Annotated in this window: 15 protein-coding genes; 10 read left to right on the forward strand and 5 right to left on the reverse strand. The window is 59.4% G+C overall.

What is annotated here, in order from left to right; genetic code table 11:
* Positions 1-5: 5 nt before the first annotated feature.
* The 3 genes from ACS3QZ_RS18070 to ACS3QZ_RS18080 form a co-directional block, all read right to left on the reverse strand.
* The gene (locus tag ACS3QZ_RS18070; RefSeq protein WP_456039058.1) at positions 6-476 is read right to left on the reverse strand and encodes a hypothetical protein; all 471 of its coding nucleotides are present in this window, start codon (positions 474-476) and stop codon (positions 6-8) included.
* 20 nt (positions 477-496) lie between these two features.
* On the reverse strand, positions 497-2224 hold the full coding sequence (locus tag ACS3QZ_RS18075) for a peroxidase family protein (protein WP_456039059.1): 1728 nt from the start codon (positions 2222-2224) through the stop codon (positions 497-499).
* A gap of 263 nt (positions 2225-2487) precedes the next feature.
* Positions 2488-2916: an Rrf2 family transcriptional regulator gene (locus ACS3QZ_RS18080; protein WP_456039060.1), complete on the reverse strand. Its 429-nt coding sequence runs from the start codon at positions 2914-2916 to the stop codon at positions 2488-2490.
* A gap of 250 nt (positions 2917-3166) precedes the next feature.
* Here ACS3QZ_RS18080 and ACS3QZ_RS18085 point away from each other — a divergent pair, with 250 nt between their 5' ends.
* The 4 genes from ACS3QZ_RS18085 to ubiV are packed head-to-tail and all read left to right on the forward strand — an operon-like array spanning position 3167 to position 6175.
* Positions 3167-3736 carry a DUF2478 domain-containing protein gene (locus tag ACS3QZ_RS18085; RefSeq protein WP_456039061.1) on the forward strand — a complete coding sequence of 190 codons (570 nt, stop codon included), beginning with the start codon at positions 3167-3169 and terminating at the stop codon, positions 3734-3736.
* Entirely contained in the window at positions 3733-4242 is a 510-nt protein-coding gene (ubiT, locus tag ACS3QZ_RS18090) for a ubiquinone anaerobic biosynthesis accessory factor UbiT (RefSeq protein ID WP_456039062.1), read from the forward strand. Before ACS3QZ_RS18085 ends, ubiT begins: the two co-directional genes overlap by 4 nt.
* 17 nt (positions 4243-4259) lie before the next feature.
* Positions 4260-5258: a ubiquinone anaerobic biosynthesis protein UbiU gene (ubiU, locus tag ACS3QZ_RS18095; protein ID WP_456039063.1), complete on the forward strand. Its 999-nt coding sequence runs from the start codon at positions 4260-4262 to the stop codon at positions 5256-5258.
* A 5-nt stretch (positions 5259-5263) separates the two neighbouring features.
* Positions 5264-6175: a ubiquinone anaerobic biosynthesis protein UbiV gene (gene ubiV, locus ACS3QZ_RS18100; protein ID WP_456039064.1), complete on the forward strand. Its 912-nt coding sequence runs from the start codon at positions 5264-5266 to the stop codon at positions 6173-6175.
* Positions 6176-6254: 79 nt separating this feature from the next.
* Here the strand turns inward: ubiV and ACS3QZ_RS18105 are convergent, their stop codons facing one another.
* Together ACS3QZ_RS18105 and ACS3QZ_RS18110 are read right to left on the reverse strand one after the other, a co-directional pair.
* On the reverse strand, positions 6255-8663 hold the full coding sequence (locus tag ACS3QZ_RS18105; RefSeq protein ID WP_456039065.1) for a YbcC family protein: 2409 nt from the start codon (positions 8661-8663) through the stop codon (positions 6255-6257).
* Positions 8664-8677: 14 nt separating this feature from the next.
* The gene (locus tag ACS3QZ_RS18110) at positions 8678-10228 is read right to left on the reverse strand and encodes a proton-conducting transporter transmembrane domain-containing protein (protein ID WP_456039066.1); all 1551 of its coding nucleotides are present in this window, start codon (positions 10226-10228) and stop codon (positions 8678-8680) included.
* Between the two features lie 110 nt (positions 10229-10338).
* Here ACS3QZ_RS18110 and ACS3QZ_RS18115 point away from each other — a divergent pair, with 110 nt between their 5' ends.
* From ACS3QZ_RS18115 to ACS3QZ_RS18140, 6 genes are all read left to right on the forward strand, one after another.
* A complete protein-coding gene (locus tag ACS3QZ_RS18115; RefSeq protein ID WP_456039067.1) occupies positions 10339-11229 on the forward strand; it encodes a LysR family transcriptional regulator in 891 nt (296 codons plus the stop codon).
* Positions 11230-11397: 168 nt separating this feature from the next.
* Positions 11398-12726: a PAS domain-containing sensor histidine kinase gene (locus ACS3QZ_RS18120; RefSeq protein WP_456039068.1), complete on the forward strand. Its 1329-nt coding sequence runs from the start codon at positions 11398-11400 to the stop codon at positions 12724-12726.
* Complete coding sequence (locus ACS3QZ_RS18125) at positions 12723-13715, forward strand: NADH-quinone oxidoreductase subunit B family protein (RefSeq protein WP_456039069.1); 993 nt, start codon at positions 12723-12725, stop codon at positions 13713-13715. Before ACS3QZ_RS18120 ends, ACS3QZ_RS18125 begins: the two co-directional genes overlap by 4 nt.
* A complete protein-coding gene (locus tag ACS3QZ_RS18130) occupies positions 13712-15142 on the forward strand; it encodes a nickel-dependent hydrogenase large subunit (RefSeq protein WP_456039070.1) in 1431 nt (476 codons plus the stop codon). The genes ACS3QZ_RS18125 and ACS3QZ_RS18130 overlap by 4 nt, the downstream gene beginning before the upstream one ends.
* Positions 15142-17379: a carbamoyltransferase HypF gene (gene hypF / locus ACS3QZ_RS18135; RefSeq protein WP_456039071.1), complete on the forward strand. Its 2238-nt coding sequence runs from the start codon at positions 15142-15144 to the stop codon at positions 17377-17379. Before ACS3QZ_RS18130 ends, hypF begins: the two co-directional genes overlap by 1 nt.
* Before the next feature lie 306 nt (positions 17380-17685).
* Complete coding sequence (locus ACS3QZ_RS18140) at positions 17686-18774, forward strand: hydrogenase small subunit (protein ID WP_456039072.1); 1089 nt, start codon at positions 17686-17688, stop codon at positions 18772-18774.
* Position 18775: the final 1 nt, after the last annotated feature.

Consider the following 18775-nt stretch of genomic DNA (forward strand, 5'->3'; position numbering starts at 1 on the left):
CAGGATCACTGACAGCGGTTCAGGAAAATTACAGCGAGGAGATACTCCTTGGCTTTCTGATCGTCGTCTTCGTCGCACAAAAAGTGTCTCAGATGCAGGACCATCTTGTCGGTATAGTCACCGCCGGTCAGGTCATCGCGCTCCTGCGGGATTGGAATTGTCATGCGCACGTTTTTTTTGCCATTGCTCTCCCAGTCTGCATCTTCTTCGCATTTCACACGTAGAAAATGGTCGTCGGTACCGTCATTGAACTTGTACTTCTTTCCTTGCTTCGTGATCTCAGGTTCCAGACCGTCACGCTCGATCCTGAATTCATGTGTGTTCTTCAGGCTGGCAAACAGGTCGTCAAAGAAATCCTCGGCATCATTGTTTGAATCATCCATCCACAGATTGATGGCTTCGCCGGCTTTTTGCATGCCATCACGATGCGTGATTTCGTTTGGGCCTCCTTTGAGGTGTGCAATGATGTTGGTCATTAGAAGTCTCCTTTCCTAATTCAGAGTACGCCGGTATTGGCCAATGCAACGATGTCGGAGAGCCGGGTGGGCTCTCCGCCAGCGCTGAGACTGAGAAATGAACTGCGCTGGAAACCGCCCTGCGCCGTTCGGGTCAAGATGGTGTCTTCCGCCTCGGCTAGCGCGCTCACGATGGTCTCCATGACCACGCGCCCGCCCAGCGGTCCAAGCTTGCCGTTTCCGAGCGTTTCTGCCTCGGCCAGGACGTAAAACCAGAGGGGTGTTGAAAGGCAGAGATGCTGGCTCCCGACAAGGCCGTCAAATTCGTTGGCATGAGTCTGAAGAAATGCCGCCACATCGAAATGTCCGACAAGCCCGGCTTGCGCGGCAAGATCCTGGCCGGAGGGCAGTCCAAGTTGGGCGCCTTTTTCCAAGGTGCGTTGCGCCAGAGAATGGGGGCCGGATGGCAGGCCCTGATCGAAATGGCTGGCGTCAAGTTGGGAGAGATCCGGCTGGATCGAGGCGCTGATCGGACGAGCCATGGAGGTGGTCACCGGCAGATTGAGGCCGATGTCATCGATCATGTTCAGCCAAGGTTGGTTCCAGTTGAAGGGCAACCGGCCGTTTTTGAGTTGGCCGCCTTTGGAGGTGTAGCCAAGTAGGGCAGACAGGCGTGCGATCCTGGATGTCACCGGGAGGGGCGGCGGGTAGCGGATCGCCCATTCGGAGTAAATCTCCTGCACCATCGAATGCCCGAAGCGAAAGCAGGCGAGGGCGAACTCGAGCGGTACCAGAAAGTTTCCCGGCGGTGAGGTGACCAGCAGTGGGCCATCGGCCATTACTTCGTCGTAAACGTTTTTGGGGATGATGCGTGGCAGGTAGTCCATCAGGACAATTGTCTGAAGATGCTGGCGGGTTGCCGTCTTGCTGGCTGCGTCGTTCAGACCCTGTGTTTCGGACAGGTGTTGGTGGAAGCGTACAAACAATACATGCAGCTGTGCCAGACCGAGGTTTGCGTCGACCCTTGGATCGAGACAGCAATGGGTGCCGATGTTTGGATCCTCGCGGGGAAGGTCATAAGCGTCATCAAGGATGGCGGGACACTTGTGCAGGCGGCCCAGAGAACTCCCGCCGCTTTCACGCCACGGGCTGGTGCGAGGCGCGGTCTCCGGTTCGGTTCCGAAAATCGTGTCGAAATCCAGCGCGTGCATGTGGCGGGCATTGCTCCATCCGCCAAGGCCGGGTCCCAGCAGGTCGGGGTTCCATTTCATGTATGACATGTCATGGGCGAGGAATTGGCCAAGGTAGGTATAGGCAGCAGGGATCCCCTGGCCCTGCTGGGGCGGGTTCCGGGCGGCCATCTTCTCTGCAAGAAGCTGATACAGATCGCCGGTATCACCTGCTGTCGCGTAAGGGCCGTCAAAGAGTTGATCGTAGAAACTGACATGTTCAAAACCGGACAGGACGACGTTGCCTTGATTGGCAGCGAGCACGGTGCTGCGGGCTCGAGTGTGCGAGGAGGTTTGCAGGTTAGAGTGAGCCAGCTTGAACGCGTCGATTTCCGCATCGGAAAGAACTGGTGTGGAAGCGATCCGATCATCAACGTCTGTTGTGGGTTGGTCCGGCACATATTGGAGTGTCAGTCTCAACTCGTCCTGGCGGCCATTGAGCCAGAAGTTCTCACGCATTCCAGCGCGTCGCATGCCGAGTTTGTTGCTGTCAGAGCGGAGCCGAACAAAGCTGACCCCCGCGCCGTGAGACAGTGCCATCGTTCCACCTCGCGGTGATTTAGATGTCCACCATACATTCTTTGGAGGCAATCACCAAATCCGAACCCGAGATCGGGCTTCCAGAACCCCAAAGTCCGCGCGACGGAACTTGATCCCAGGATTTGCTATCCGGAAGGGCATCATCCTGAGATGCTGCCCGTCTGGCCAGGTCCATGGCTGGGCCGGTGTGCAAGAAACTTTATCTTGTCATTGCGACCGAAACCGTCGTGTTGGCGCTGATGTCTGACAAGTTTGACCCACGGTCAGAGATCGGGTGGGGTGAAGAACGCGGGGCGATAGACGCAATCGGCCAATGTGCTTTGGTTGAGGTCTGCAATGAAGGACGCCTCGGCCTGGGCCAGCCGTGCCTTCAATCGGCAATGCGGCGTCAGAGTACAGGCAGCGCCGCCCGGCGAAAAGCACTCGACCAACACCTGATCAGCTTCCAGAATGGCCACCACATCGCCAAGGCGTATCTCTTCGGGTGGGCGGGTCAACTTGGCCCCGCCGCTTCCACCGCGCCGGGTTTCGAGGTAGCCGGCCGCGGAAAGTGCGGAAATAACCTTGGCGAGGTGATTGCGCGAAACATTGAACTCGGCAGCGAGTTCGCCGGTTGTCATGACGCTATCGGGGGCTCCGGCCAAGCGCATCAGGACACGCAGTCCGTAGTCGGTGAATGAGGTGAGGCGCAAGGTCGCGATCCTGTTTTGGTATTTACAATGCGTATTAATCGGGCGTAATCGGTAAATCAAATGCTAATTCGATCTCGGCAGACGAATCGAAACCGAAAGGACCGGCCATGAGACATGATGCCGTCACCCTTGCACAGGAGGAAACCGGCACCCGGGTCGCCCCTACTTTGATCCGGGGTCAAAGAGCGCTGTGTGTAGACCTCGTGTTCCCGGCGCCCATTGCGGTTTTTGTCGGACGGGGGCGGACCAGATGACGAGACTGGCATGTGTTTCGGTAGTTGGCCGGGGAGCTACGGATCAGTTGCTTTCTTCGGTTGTTGCACGGTTGCAGGCTGAGGGAATCCGGGTTGGCGGTGCACTGCGCCCTCGGAAACCAGCGGATGAGTCCTCACATTGCAACAGTGATCTGTGGCTTCTGCCGGATGGACCGATCGCTCGTATCACGCAAGATTTGGGTGCTGGTTCCACGGCTTGCCGAATGGACGCTGGGGCACTTGAAGAGGCGGCGGCAATGGCAACCGCGCGGCTCGCCTCGGGCGGCATTGATCTGATCGTGTTGAACAAGTTCGGGATCAGCGAGGCGGAGGGGCGCGGTTTCCGCGTTCTGATCGCGGAAGCATTGTCGCGAAATATTCCTGTTTTGATTGGCGTGTCCGATGCCCACAGGGCGGCTTTCGAACGCTTCGCGGATGGCATGGCAACGGCGCTGTCGGACAGCGAGAGCGCCGTAGTGACCTGGTGCCTGGCGGCGGTTGCCAATTCCGTTGAGTCATCCGGCGAGGAACCAACATGTCGGCAGCAAGAGAGGCTTGAGAAATGACATCCAACACCGACGCCGTTCGCCGCCCGCGCTTGCCAGGGCACCGCCCGGTGGCGCGATTGTCGGCTGCGATCGCGCAGCCAATCCTGACGCGGGTGGTGCGTCGCATTGCAGAGCGCCATCCGTCGCTCTTCGCCCGGCTTGGGCCCCACCAGAAAACCGATTTCATTATTGACCCGATCGAGCTTCCCTTTGCGCTGCATCTTCGTCCTGATCCGGATGCGCTGATCTTCCGCGCCGTGCCGCGCGACGTTGCGCCCGTTGCCGGGGCAGCGATCCGCGGTCGTTTTATGCTGTTGCTGGAGTTGGTTGATTCCGAGGAGGATGGGGATGCAGCGTTCTTCTCGCGCGATCTTGAAGTGACTGGCGATACAGAAGCCGTCGTGCGGCTGCGCAACGCGCTCGACGATGTCGACGGATCCATTGCCGAAGAAACTGCTGACATGTTCGGTGCACCGGGCCGCGCAATCCTGGCGCGGCTGCGCCGTTCCTACCCCGCAACCTGAAAGGATACAGGCCAACCATGAGCCTTGCCGAACTGATCTGCCCTGCCGGGACACCCGCCGCACTTCGTACCGCCGTCGATGCTGGCGCCGACGCCGTCTATTGCGGTTTCCAAGACGCCACCAATGCCCGCAACTTTCCGGGCCTGAATTTTACTCCGGACGAACTCGCAGAGTCTGTCGCGTATGCGCACGCGAAAGGGGCAAAAGTCCTGTTGGCTCTCAACACTTATCCGCCGGCGGGCAGGGTCGACCTTTGGCGGCAGGCCGCCGATACCGGTGCGCGATTTGGTGTCGATGCGTTCATCGTCGCCGATATGGGCGTCGCCAACTACATCGCCCGCACCCATCCCGGCGTCCGGTTGCACCTGTCAGTGCAGGCCGCAGCCTCAAGTCCCGAGGCCATCCGCTATTATTGCGAGAATTTCGGCGTGAAGCGGGTTGTCCTACCGCGCATATTGACGATCCCCGAGATTCGGCAAATTCGCAAGGAAATCCCTTGCGAGATCGAGACCTTTATCTTTGGCAACCACGGGCTGATGGTCGAGGGGCGGTGCAGCTTGACCAACTATCTGACGGGACAGTCGACCAATCTGGATGGCGTCTGCTCTCCGGCTTCGGATGTCGAATATGTCCGCCACGATGATGGTTCGATGTCTTCGCAACTTGCAGGTTTCACCATTGATTGTTTCGGACCGGACGAAAAGGCGGGTTACCCCACGATCTGCAAGGGGCGTTATACCGCGCCGCACCGGCAGGAGGGCTACTATGCCTTCGAGGAACCCATCAGTCTCAACCTTTCCAGGTTGTTGCCGGAACTGATCGACGCGGGGGTACACGCCTTCAAGATCGAGGGGCGGCAACGGTCAAAAAGCTATGTGCGCAATGTCGTAAAGGCCTTTCGCGCAGCGGTGGATGACATCCGGGCGGGGCGGGAGGCGAATATCTCTGACCTCGTCGCGTTGACCGAAGGACAGAAACAGACACAGGGCGCCTTTGAGACTAAGAAATGGCGGTGACGAAAATGACAAAACTGACTCTTGGCCCGATAGCCTATCACTGGCCCGCCGATCGGCAGCGCGATTTCTATGCCCGCATCGCGGATGAGGCGCCCGTTGACGAAGTGTATCTGGGGGAGGTGATCTGTTCCAAGCGCGCGCCCTTCCAGGAGGCTGAGCTGCCTACGATCATCGAGCGGTTGGAACGTGCAGGTAAACGGGTGGTCTTGTCCTCGCTTGCCGAGGTGATGCTGACGCGCGAGCGGAAGGCGACCGCGGACATGGCTGCGATGGACAGTCACGAGATCGAGATCAATAACGCCGCAGGGTTATATGCACGCGGCAAACGCCCCCATCGCATTGGCCCATTCATGAATGCTTATAACGAGGCCACGATCAAATGGATGGCCGACCAGGGGGCAACGCACGTTGTCTTGCCAACAGAGTTGCCCGCGCCGGCGATTACTGTCGCGACGCGCGTTGCCCGCGAACTCGGGCTTGACGTTGAGGTGCAGGTTTTTGGGCGCGCTTCGTTGGCGGTTTCGGCGCGCTGCTACCACGCCCGTGCGCATGGCCGGACCAAGGACAATTGCTTGTTCGTGTGTGAAGACGATGCGGACGGCATGCCGCTGACCACGAGTGACGACCAGCCAATCCTGCGGGTGAATGGCATTCAGACCCAGTCGGAAAGCTATGTGGACCTTCTGCCGGAAGCGGCACGGCTGGTCGACGACGGTGTCACGCATTTGCGTCTGATGCCGCAAGCGGTTGATATGGTAGCCGTCGCGCAAGTTTTTCGTCGTACTTTGGACGGCGACCGCGAACTTTCCGAAGCGGAGGCGGAGCTGCACCGGATTTGTGGTGACACACCGTTCAGCAACGGCTTCTTTTACGGAGAGGCCGGATACCGGCGCATCGCCAACGTCAATCGGGTTTAGTCGTGCTGTTGGGCGCGTCAAATCCGAAATACGCGGATCGACGCGCCGCCAAGCAGTGTCCAAGCGGGCAACGCTTCGGTTACTCCGCCGCAAGTGTCGGCATGGCGTCGGAATGCTCTTTTAGTGGGGTCCACTTCAGGTCACCGCGATAGCGCCACGCCAGTCTGCCCTCGTCATCCATGGCGATCAGGTGGAGCCAGCCGTTGTCAAAGAGCTTGCGCACTTCGGTGTGGCGCTCGAGAATGTCAGACATTGCCTCTCGTGGTGCTTCTATGATGACGGACAAGCGCAGCGGTTCATGTTGGAACCGGTTGCCGTCATGGACGGACTGCCATGGTAGACCCGGTCTAGGGGCACCATTGTTGCCCTCCAGCACGCCAATTCCTCCCACCACGTTGTGCAGTAACTTGTTTCCGCCACCAAACAGATTGGGAGCCACGGTCGAGCCGTAATACTGAAGGCTGATCCAGCTAGCGACGACGACGGGGGCGGTCATGATAAGTTCAAGAACGCCAAAACCGTCATCGCGACGCCAGTCGTAGTTGTGAAGAAACGCCTGCCCGGACAAATCTGCGCCGTTGGTGCGGTGCCGTGGCGCGGCGATGAAGGCACGGCACCCGGCCAAGCCCCATTCGGGGCGTGTCTCTGCCCAGTCCCGAGCCCGTTGTGCGACGGTCGCGGTACTGGAGGCGCGCGGCAGGCGCTGGGCACGCTCTGCACTGGCGAGGTTTCCGGCCGCGGTAAGCCATTGTTTCAGATCCGTGAGGCCCGCCAGCAGTTTCCCTTTCGGTAGATCCCGCTCGAAGAGCGTCACCGCGTCGGTCGTCGTATGGTGCAAAGCAGGCAAGAAGACCGTGTCTGACGGAATGTCGATGCCAGCTTCACGCAGCCCAAGCTGCATGTCGGGGTCATTCAGCAGGCCCGCCAGTAGCCGGGCGTTCACGTCGCCCGCGTAACCGCCGCACGCACCGCAATGCAAAGCGCTTGTATGCGGGTTGTTGGTGACGTCGGCCCCGTGACCGGCCAGCAGTACGATCTTTGCGAAGTTGTCCGTAAGCGACATGGCCGTCAGAACGGATTTTGCCATTCCAACGCGCGTTTCAAGGTCGATGGCCGAGTCCAGCCGGGGCGCGGGATCTGTTGCGGGTTTGCCGCCGATACCAAGGGAGTCTCGCACGAGTTTCCCTGCGTAGAGCGGCCCCGTGGCCTCGACAAAGGCGAATGACGAGACGGCTGCCAATTTGAACCGCCCCCAAGCACGTTTGGCCCGGGCGGTGTAGCGGCGCCTCAGATCAGCTGTTTCGGGTTCGATCGCTTGCGATGTTACACCGGGTTGCAACAAAACCGGGCCGCGCCGTTCGATCACGTCCGATCCGGTAGCCTTGTGTGCGCTGGCAAGACCAAAGAAACCGGCAAACCCGATTGTCTCGATCTTCTCGTCCTGCGCCTCGAGCGCACGGCGGAAGACCTCGGAACGTACGTCAATGCAGAACGCTGCCTGCACATCCGGCCGGCCCCTGGATTTTGGCGGTTTGCTTTGCTTCAGCCTGTTGCCAAGGAGGCGTTGCTCGGCCCTTTCGGAGGCATCCTGAAGAACCGCATCAATCACGTGGTCTTTCGACGGGGTGACTGGGGCCCGGTGCGCTGCGACGGTTTCTTGCCAACGCTCTGCGATCTGATCCTCGTAGAGCTCGAACAGGGCTTCGTCGAACACCATGCGGATCGCAAGAAGCTCGGTCACGGTGTTGTCGTGGCAACCATCCAGTTCCGCCTGCCACAAAAGGTAGCGCCCATATTGGGCCCATCCGCCCAGAGACATCAGCCACCGGTGGAACGCGGTGGTTGCGGCACCGGCAGTTATCCCAAGCTTCTCTGAAGCGCGGCCAACAGCGCGCCAATGCGACCGGTTGGTGTCTGCGACAAAGGCGCAGAAGCCGTTCAAGCCCTGAATTTCGGGCGTGAGGTCACGCGCGGCGAAGTCCCGCCAAGAGCTGAAGGGACCGCCGGACCGGGCCTGTTGCCAGAGTGCCTGACCCTCGTCGAAATGACCGGCGGCCCATGCGCCGATGCGGTCCTCAATCAGGCCCGGCCAGTCGATGCCGGAAACGTCTGCCGCCAGTTCGGCCACTGTGGGAAGGGCCTCGGGTTTTGGCGCGCTGTTTTCCAATGCGTCGCGGAGTTCCTGAAGGCTGGGGGGATTGAAATGTCCGCTGTGGGCGGCCAGCGCGTCTATCAGGTCCTTTTCGGAAATGTCGCCTGTCTCAAGCTTTTCGGCCCAGTGTGCGCGGGACGGCATGATCCGCACGCCTCCGACCCGCGCCAGACGTGCAGCGGTGACTTCGAGAGGTTCTCCGGTCTGTCCCAGGAACGGGTTGACCGCGACGCTGGCCGATAGCGGGAAAAGGGGTGGGATCGCCTTGGCCGCGTTGTTGGCCTCGGCGATGAGTTCCAGCAGAGGGGCGGGGTATGACTCGAGTTTTGCAAACATGGGGTCTGCTCCTTTCAAGCTGTTGACCGCTTGGACCAACCGTCCAAGAGCTTGTCGAAGATTGCATTTGCGTAGAGGCCGTTGGTCAGGTGAACGCGCAGCCCGGCGGCTGCGGGATGCGATGCCCAGAGCGGGAATGTTGATTGCGCAACCGCCACAAGGCCAAAGCTCGCCAGTGCAAGGATGATGAGGGCCCATTCGAGAGGCCCGGGCGCCGGGGTAGGGGGTAGGGTCCCTGCGGTGAGCGATTGCGCAATGACCTGCAGAGCAAAGTAACTCACGGAAGTTACCAGCGAATAGGCGATGGTATGGCGCATCAAGGCGCGCGGTGCGGCATCTGCGAAACCTTGCGCGAGCAGGTAGGCGACGCCGAAGATCAGGATCACGCCCAGCACGATGGCCTGGATCGACTTTCCGTCAAACCCGATGATTGCGCCGACCAGGCCGTAAATCACGATGGCGACGGAAAAAGCATGAAACACGTTGCGGGCACTTGGCACAGCAATCGGTCCAGGCCGCCGGATGGCTGCGACGTTGCGCACGGCCTCACCGGAGCTGAGGAACGCGTGGGCTTTGTAGAGTGAGTGGGCGACGATGTGCAGCAAGGCGAGGGGAAAGAGCGCAAGGCCACATTGCATGATCATGAAGGCCATCTGCGCGATGGTCGACCATGCCAGCGACGTCTTTACGGCCGGCTGAGTCAGCATCACCAAACCGCCGAAGAGCGCTGTAAACCCGCCGAGCATGACAAGCAGCGCCATGACACCTGGCGCCAGAAGCATCACATCGGCAAACCTGATCAGGAGGAAGCCTCCTGCATTGATGACACCTGCATGTAACAGGGCCGAGACGGGCGTCGGGGCCTCCATCACCTCGGTCAACCATCCGTGGATCGGGAATTGTGCCGAGGCAAGAACGGCGGCGAGCGCGATCAGGATGGCAGCAAGTGCCGTCAGCCAGTTGGCCTCGGCCGTTGTGAGGATAGTATGGATATCGGTGGTTCCGGTTGCGGCGATCAGAAGGATGACAGCACCTGCCAGAGTGGCTTCACTCAACCGCGCGACAAGGGCTTTCTTGCGGGCGGCACGCCGCGCCGTATTCCGTTCGGGGTAGAAAAGCAGCAACTGGTTCAGGGACAGGCTGGTCAGCGTCCAGGCCACGAAGAGCTGAATGAGGTTGCCGGACATCACGAGCAGCAGAACTGCGGCCAAGGTTGCGGCCATCCAGCCAGTGAAGCGTCCCTGGTGGGCCTCTCCATCCATGTAGGTCTTTGAATACCGCAGCACGATCCAGCCGATAAAGCTGACCAGCACCAGCATCACGGTGCTTACCACGTCGAGGCGCACGGACAGGCCTATGCCAAAAAGACCGATTAATGGCGACGTTCCGGGGCCATTCACCACGAGCAGCGCGGCAGCCCCAACGGCAATCGCAAAAGCGAAAAACGCGGCGGCTTCTGCCAGTGCCGGCACGCGTCCGGGACGTCTGCCCGGATACCGTGCCGCGTGAATTGCCGCCATTAGCAGGACGAGCGGGCTGAGTAGGGACAAGAAGAGATAAACCATGATCGAACTCCGTTGGTTTCAGTCAGAGACTTCGGAGCACTTGATAGGGCAGGGTATCAGGCAATAAAAATTCATTGTTTTTCATCAGTCGTTCTAATAATTGGAACGATATGCCGCTAAACTACCATCATCTCCGTTATTTCTGGGCTGTCGCGCACGAGGGGAACCTCACGCGTACAGCGCAGCATCTGAACCTTTCTCAGTCCGCCCTATCGGTTCAGATCAAGCAATTGGAAGAACGTCTGGGGCACACCTTGTTCGAACGGCGCGGGCGGCAGCTGCATCTGACAGAGGCCGGGCGCATTGCGTTGGACCACGCGGATGCGATTTTCGCGACCGGTCAGGAACTTGTGGCCACGCTGACGGGCACCGTTCAAAGCCGAAAGGCGTTGCGCGTGGGAGCGCTCGCGACCCTGTCGCGCAACTTCCAGATCGGTTTTCTCAGACCGATGCTGTCGCGAATGGATGTCGAGGTGATCCTCCGCTCGGGAGGTCCCACCGAATTGCTTGAAGGGTTGGGAACGCTCAACCTTGACCTTGTGCTCATGAATCGCCCGCCACCAGACGATAGCCTGACACCGTATGAAACCCATCAGGTTGGCGAGCAGGAGGTCAGCATTGTCGGCACCCCGGAGCGGCTGGACCCTGATCGTCCGATAAGAGACCTGCTCAAAGAGCAGCCATTCATTCTACCCACGACCGACAGCAGCGTGCGGACCGCATTCGACGCTATGGCCAGCCGAATGTCCGTGCGCCCGCAAATCGCCGCCGAGGTGGATGATATGGCGATGATGCGTCTGTTGGCGCGAGAAGATATCGGGCTTGCACTTGTGGCACCGATCGTCGTGAAAGATGAATTGAACACCGGCCGGTTGAAGGAAGCCAAAGAGCACCCGCGGATCAAGGAGACCTTTTACGCGATCACGCTTCGGCGGCGGTTTCCGAACGCAGTGGTGCAGGATCTGCTCGAACGAAATGCCGGTTCCGAACTTTTGTCATGAATTGAAACACAGCGGCGTTCATCAGGGCGATTGCGGAGCTGGGTTGTTGGGGGGCATGCACTCTGTGGCGCGTCGTCGATCTTGTCTTCAGGCTCGGAAACGGCCCACGGCATTCCGGCGCTTTTGTTTTTTGTTCTCTGCGCCTAAGCTTTTGTCAAGAGGAGTGTCATGCAGCAGGATTCGACCAAGTTTTCGGCAGAGCAAGAAGAGCTTGGTGACAGAGCTTGGGCTGATGTTCTCGAAGCCGTAGACAAAACCTATGCCGAGCTGGTCGATTACCAGGAGCAACTGGAGGCGCGAAACTCTGAGTTGCTGACCTTGCGCAGCTTCCTTGGTTCCATCATGACGTCTATCAGCGACTATCTCATTGTTGCTGGCAAGGACGGCCTGATCGTGGATGCAAGCGTGTCGTTCTGTACGGCGCTGGGTGTTTCGGTTGATGACCTTGTTGGCCGCCATATCGGCAACTTTTTTCTCGAAGCGGACCGCGACCTTGTGCTTTCGACTGTTTCGCAGGTCGCATCGTTGCGCCAACCGGCGACGATCGACGTCGAGTTGCAGATTGAGTCCGGGGCTGAACCTGTTGAAGTGCGGATCGCACCGCGCCTAGATCGGCGCCGAAGGGGCGCGGGTGTTATTCTGACGGGGCGCCCTCTTGGGGAACTGCACAATGCCTACATGAGCCTCGAGCAGAGCCACGAGGATCTGAAGCAGGCGCAAAGCCAACTGGTGCGCAATGAGAAGCTGGCGAGCCTGGGCCGGTTGCTCGCGGGTGTGGCCCATGAACTGAATAATCCAATCAGTTTCGTTTATGCAAACACGCACTCTCTGGAAAAATATCTCGATCGGTTCGAAACCTATTTTGAGAGCGTTCAGCAGGGCGCATCACGTGAGGAGCTTGTGCAATTGCGCGAGGATCTTCGTCTTGACAGGGATCTCAAGAACCTGCGCTTGGCTATCGAAGGCGCACGGGACGGTTCGGAAAGGGTGCGCGCCATCGTCGAGGACCTGCGCCGCCTGTCTGCCGAGGGTTCGGGCGACATGATCCGGCTTGATCTTGTTGATACCACCAGAATTGCTGCGAACTGGATCGAACGTGGAAGCAGGTCCAGTGTGAACTTCGTTTGGGAAGGTAAAGACCCCTGTTGGGCCATTGGTCGACCGGGGCATATTCAACAGGTCATGATGAACCTGATCCAGAATGCCTCGGATGCGATGGAACATGTGGCAGAGCCAGAGTTGAAAATGACCTTTGCCTATGAGGGCGACCTGGCAACTGTCACAATTCGAGACAACGGTCCCGGCATTCCAGAAGAAATGAAGGAAGCGGTTTTTGATCCCTTTTTCACGACAAAGGATGTCGGGCAGGGAACCGGTCTCGGCCTGTCGATATCGCACAAGATCATTGAAGAGCATGGGGGCGCGTTGTCTTTGGGGCCAGATCAGGGAGTGGGCGCCTGTTTCAGGCTGACGCTCAAGAAAGGGGAAGCCGAGTGAACATCTTGTGGCTGCAATCAGCAGGGTGCGGTGGATGCACGATGTCACTTCTTTGCGCGGAGAGCCCGAATGTGCTCGAAACCTTGGAAGATGCGGGAATCTCGTTCCTTTGGCACCCGGCGCTCAGTCAGGAAACCGGTGCCGAAGTGCGCGATCTGTTGACCCAGATTGAAACGGGCGCAATCGTGCTGGATGTCCTCTGCGTCGAAGGATCTATTGTGCGCGGGCCCCTTGAGACTGGCCGGTATCACATGCTGGCCGGTACGGGGCGATCCATGTTGGACTGGGTGCAAAGCCTCGCCCGGAAGACACAGTTCGTGGTCGCGGTCGGAACTTGTGCAGCATACGGAGGAGTCACCTCCGCTGGAGAAAACCCGTCTGATGCGATCGGCTTGCAATATGACGGCGCCCATGTCGGAGGCGCGTTGGATGCGGCGTTCCGAAGCGCTGGTGGGATGCCTGTCATCAACGTCGCCGGGTGTCCGACACACCCGGATTGGGTCACCGAAACATTGCTTCTGCTTGCGGCGGGCGCTTTGGATGCGGGGCAACTGGATGACTTCGGGCGTCCCCGGTTTTATGCTGATCACCTCGTGCACCATGCCTGCCCAAAGAACGAGTTTTATGAGTACAAGGCCAGCGCCAATGCACTTTCCCAAGCCGGATGCCTGATGGAACATCTGGGATGTGTCGGAACGCAGGCAGTTGGTGATTGCAATATTCGGACGTGGAATGGAGATGGCAGCTGCACGCGGGCTGGATACCCTTGCATCAACTGTACAGCTCCTGAGTTTGAAGAACCGGGACATGCCTTTGCCGAAACCCCCAAGTTTGCAGGCATACCAATCGGGTTGCCGTCGGACATGCCCAAGGCCTGGTTCATGGCCTTGGCCAGCCTCTCCAAAGCGGCAACGCCACATCGTATCGCGACCAATGCAGTCGCTGATCGTGTCCAGGTTCCTCCGACAATCAAGAAACCCAAGTCATGACCGAGACCAGACTGATCGTTGGCCCTTTCAACCGTGTGGAAGGTGATTTGGAAATCCGGCTCGACGTGTCGGATGGAGCGGTTCAGGCGGCGTACACAAACTCTCCGCTGTTCCGGGGCTTTGAGCGTATCCTTGTGGGGAAAGCGCCCGAAGATGCGTTAACGATAACGCCGCGCATCTGTGGGATTTGCTCCATTAGCCAATCCGTCGCTGCTGCTCGGGCCTTGGCGGACGTTGCTGGCGCTGCACCGCCTCCGGCGGCGGAAAAGGCGGCGGCCATGTTGCATGCGGTCGAAAACTTGGCGGATCATGTCACACATTTCAACCTGTTCTTCATGCCGGATTTCGCGCGCCCAGCGTATACCAGCCATTCGTGGCATGCAGATGCCGTGGCACGTTTCCTTGCGGCAAAGGGCAGTGCAATTCATGCAGCGATTGAGGCACGCGCAGGGCTTTTGCACATCGTTGGGCTGTTGGCGGGGAAATGGCCACATACTTTGGCCATCCAACCCGGTGGGATGACGCGGGCGATGACGGCTCGCGACAAGGTACGCATTGCGTCGGACCTGCGGCGGTTCCGGCGGTATCTCGAGCGCAATCTGTTCGGTGCGCCGCTGGAAGCCTTCGCAAGTTTGTCATCGGTCGACGAACTGGAAGGTTGGCGGACCGGGGACGTTGGCTTTTTCCTCATGCTTGCGTCGGAACTCGGGCTCGACAAATCGGGCCGTGGGGCGGGGCGGTACCTATCGTACGGCGCTTACCCTACAAGCGAGGGTCCGCTCTTCAAGCGCGGTATCTGGCAAAACGGAGAACGTCGCGACCTCGACAGTTCCGAAATCTATGAAGATCTCAGCCGGGCCTGGATGTTGGGTGAGAGCCGCCATCCTTCCTTTGGTGTTACCGTGCCGGATGAACTGATGCGCGAAGATGCATATAGCTGGTGCAAGGCGCCACGCATTGGCGGGCACGGCTTTGAGACGGGCGCCTTGGCTCGTCAGATCATGGACGGTCACCCACTGGCCCTAGCGCTTGCCGGGGAGGGTGGCGTTCGCGCCCGTATCGTGGGACGTTTCCTTGAAACTGCGCGCACGCAAATCCTGCTTGAAAGGCTATTGTCGGAAATCGACCCGTCAGGTCCTTTCATGCTGCCTGTTGACCTGCCAGACCAAGGAATGGGCAAGGGGCTCGTCGAAGCCGCGCGCGGAGCGTTGGGGCATTGGGTGCAGATCAGCAACGGGGTGATCGAGAACTACCAGATCATTGCGCCCACAACATGGAATTTCAGCCCTCGGGATAGCGCAGGAACACCCGGTCCACTGGAGGCAGCATTGGTTGGCGCCAACGTCAAAGAGGGTGAGGAAACGCCGATCAGCGTACAACACATTGTGCGGAGTTTCGATCCTTGCATGGTGTGTACGGTGCACTGATGGACGGACGTCGCATACGCGTGCGCGGTCAGGTGCAGGGTGTAGGGTTTCGCCCGTTTGTCTGGCAACTGGCGCAGCGGTTCGGGCTGAAGGGGACAGTGCTCAACGATCCCGAAGGGGTGTTGATTTTTGCCACTGGTGAAGATTTGGATCAGTTCGAAGCGGCAATTGCGGCCGATGCCCCGCCGTTGGCGCGTGTTGACGCCGTTGAAAGCGAACCCTGTGACGTCAGCGCGGGTGATGGGTTTGAAATCGTCGCATCGCAAGGGGCGGGGGCGGAAACGCGTGTGACGCCGGACGCAGCGACGTGTCAGGATTGTTTGTGTGAAATCAATGATGTGGATGACCGGCGATATGGCTATGCCTTTGCCAATTGCACCCATTGCGGGCCGCGTTTCACAATTCTGAAGGCCCTGCCGTATGACCGGGATCAGACGACGATGGCGCCGTTCGACATGTGTCCGGCCTGCAGGGAGGAATATGGTGATCCGGGAGATCGGCGGTTCCATGCCCAGCCGGTAGCTTGTCCCGATTGCGGGCCGCGTGTGTGGATTGAACCATCGTCCGGAGGGGACGCCATTGCCGAGGCGGCGGCGCGGCTGAGGCGTGGCGACGTTCTCGCGATCAAGGGGTTGGGCGGTTTTCACCTCGCAGTGGATGCGTGCAACGCGGACGCGGTGGCGCTTTTGCGGGACAGGAAGCGACGTCCGGGCAAACCCTTTGCGTTGATGGGAACGCTTGAGGTCGTCTGTCGCTATGCCTCCGTTTCAAAAAAGGAAAGTGCGCTGTTGCAGGATGCGGCGGCGCCGATCGTGTTGTTGCGAAAGGGGGAAGAGGCGCTGCCGGAGGGAGTTGCCCCGGGACAGGCAAGCTTGGGGTGGATGCTGCCCTACACGCCGTTACATCATCTTCTGTTGCAGGACTTTGAGGGGCCGCTTGTGATGACATCGGGCAACCTTTCGGGGGAACCGCAGGTGATCGGAAATGCGGAAGCCATTGAGAAGCTTGGGAATTTTGCGGATGCTTTTGTGATGCACGACCGCGACATCGCGCGGCGGCTGGATGACTCGGTTGAGCGGCTCACGCCGCATGGACCGATGGTGTTGCGGCGGGCTCGTGGGCGGGTGCCGGGGACGTTACCCTTGCCGGAAGGGTTTGAAAACGCTCCACAAATCGCGGCCTATGGCGGACAGATGAAAGCCGCGATTTGTTTGATCAAGAATGGGCAGGCGCTGTTGGGGCATCATCTGGGCGAACTGGATGAGGCGCTGACCTGGGATGCGTTTGTGCAGGCGGATGCGGATTATGCGGATCTCTTCGACCACTATCCCGAGGCGGTGGCTTGCGATCTGCATCCCGATTTCGCCGCAACAAAACACTGTTATTCCAAAGGCTTGCCCGTGGAGTCAGTGCAGCACCACCATGCGCATCTGGCGGCGTGTCTGGGTGAGAATGGCTGGCCTTTGGAGGGTGGCATGGTCGCGGGGATCATCCTTGACGGTTTGGGGCTGGGGCCGGATGGAACCGTGTGGGGTGGTGAGATTTTACTGGGGGATTACAAGGGGTTCGAACGGACCCATTGGCTGAAACAGGCGCCACTGCCGGGGGGAGACATGGCGCAACGTGATCCTTGGCGCAACCTGTTGATGCGGTTGGATCAGGCCGGAATGGGGGCTCTGGCAGATGCACGTCTTGGGGGCTATCCACTTGATTTAATAAGGCAATCCGTGGTCGCAGGAGTGAATGCCCCGATGTCCTCTTCGGCAGGGCGGCTGTTTGATGCCTTTGCCGCAGCGTTGGAACTGGTCGCGGGCGCGCAGAGTTTTGAGGGCGAGGCCGCGATGCGGTTGGAGGCATTGGCGCTGGAATGGGAGGCCGATGTTGAGGGTTATCCGTTTGACATGCGCGATGGGGAAATTGATCCGGCGCCGCTGTTTCGGGCGTGGCTTCGGGATCGGGAAAGTGGCGTTGAAACGGCCAAAATGGCACGTCGGTTTCACGTCGGTATTGCGTCGGTATTTGGTCGGTGTGCACGGGAGCTGGTCGAAAATGGCCAAGCCAAGGCGATTGCGCTGTCTGGTGGGTGTTTTCAGAATGCCTTGCTGCTGGATCTGGTCGCAAGAGAGCTGCGGGATCTGCCCGTGCTGATCCACACCAAGACCCCGGCCAATGATGGCGGGCTGGCACTTGGTCAAGCGTTGGTTGCGGCGGCGCGGTGGGATGAGCGCCGGGCTTGATGGTGTCGCAGTGTTCGGCCCGATTTGGGCCTGTTTTCAGTGCAGGGCCTTCGCTTTCCGCCCGGTCACTCTCACCGGTAAGCACCTAACCGGAGCCAATGGAAGGTGGTCGATCACTGGCCGGTTGCGAGGCTGGGATTTCTACGGAAATCGCGCACAACATTCTGACATATATGCGTAAATTATTAAATGCACTGATCCTCTCGATATCTTTGATTGTGGGGTAGGGTCTCTGGTCTCTTGGTCTCGAAGTGGTGCGCCCAAGGTGCACTCAAGCAGAATCGCTTAGGCGCGGGAGGACCAGCATTGAGCCAGATCGAAACCTTCTATGATGTGATGCGGCGGCAGGGGATCACCCGCCGGAGCTTCATGAAATACTGTTCACTGACGGCAGCGGCGCTGGGGTTGTCCCCTGCTTACGTGCCCAAGATTGCGCACGCCATGGAGACCAAACCGCGCACGCCGGTGATCTGGGTGCACGGGTTGGAATGCACCTGTTGTTCCGAGAGCTTCATTCGCTCGGCCCATCCCTTGGCCAAGGATGTGGTGCTGTCGATGATCAGCCTTGATTATGACGACACGCTGATGGCGGCTGCCGGGCATCAGGCCGAGGCGGCTTTGCAGGACACGATCGAGAAATACAAGGGCAACTATATTCTCGCGGTCGAGGGGAACCCGCCGCTGAACGAGGACGGGATGTTCTGCATCGTGGGCGGCAAGCCTTTTGTGGAGCAGTTGAAGCATGCCGCAGAGCACGCCAAGGCGGTCATCTCGTGGGGCGCCTGCGCATCTTATGGCTGTGTGCAGGCCGCCAAGCCGAACCCGACGCGGGCGACGCCGGTGCACAAGGTCATCACCGACAAACCGATCATCAAGGTGCCGGGCTGTCCGCCGATTGCCGAGGTCATGACCGGGGTCATCACCTATATGCTGACCTTTGATCGACTGCCAGAGCTGGACCGGCAGGGGCGCCCTGCGATGTTCTACAGCCAGCGTATTCACGACAAGTGCTATCGCCGTCCGCATTTCGATGCGGGCCAGTTCGTCGAAGCCTGGGACGATGAGAACGCGCGCAAGGGGTATTGTCTTTACAAGATGGGTTGTAAAGGGCCGACCACTTACAACGCCTGTTCGACCGTGCGGTGGAACGAGGGTGTCAGTTTCCCCATTCAATCGGGCCACGGCTGTATCGGCTGTTCCGAGGACGGGTTCTGGGATCACGGGTCTTTCTACAACCGGGTGACGGACCTCACGCAGTTTGGCGTGGAGGCCAATGCCGACAAGGTCGGGCTTGCGGCGGCGGGGGTCGTCGGGGCCGGGGTTGCCGCCCACGCGGCGATAAGCGCGCTGAAATCGGCGCAGAAGAAAACGCAATCCAGCAAAGAGGAGGTCTAAG

Source organism: Shimia sp. W99, assembly GCF_053851455.3.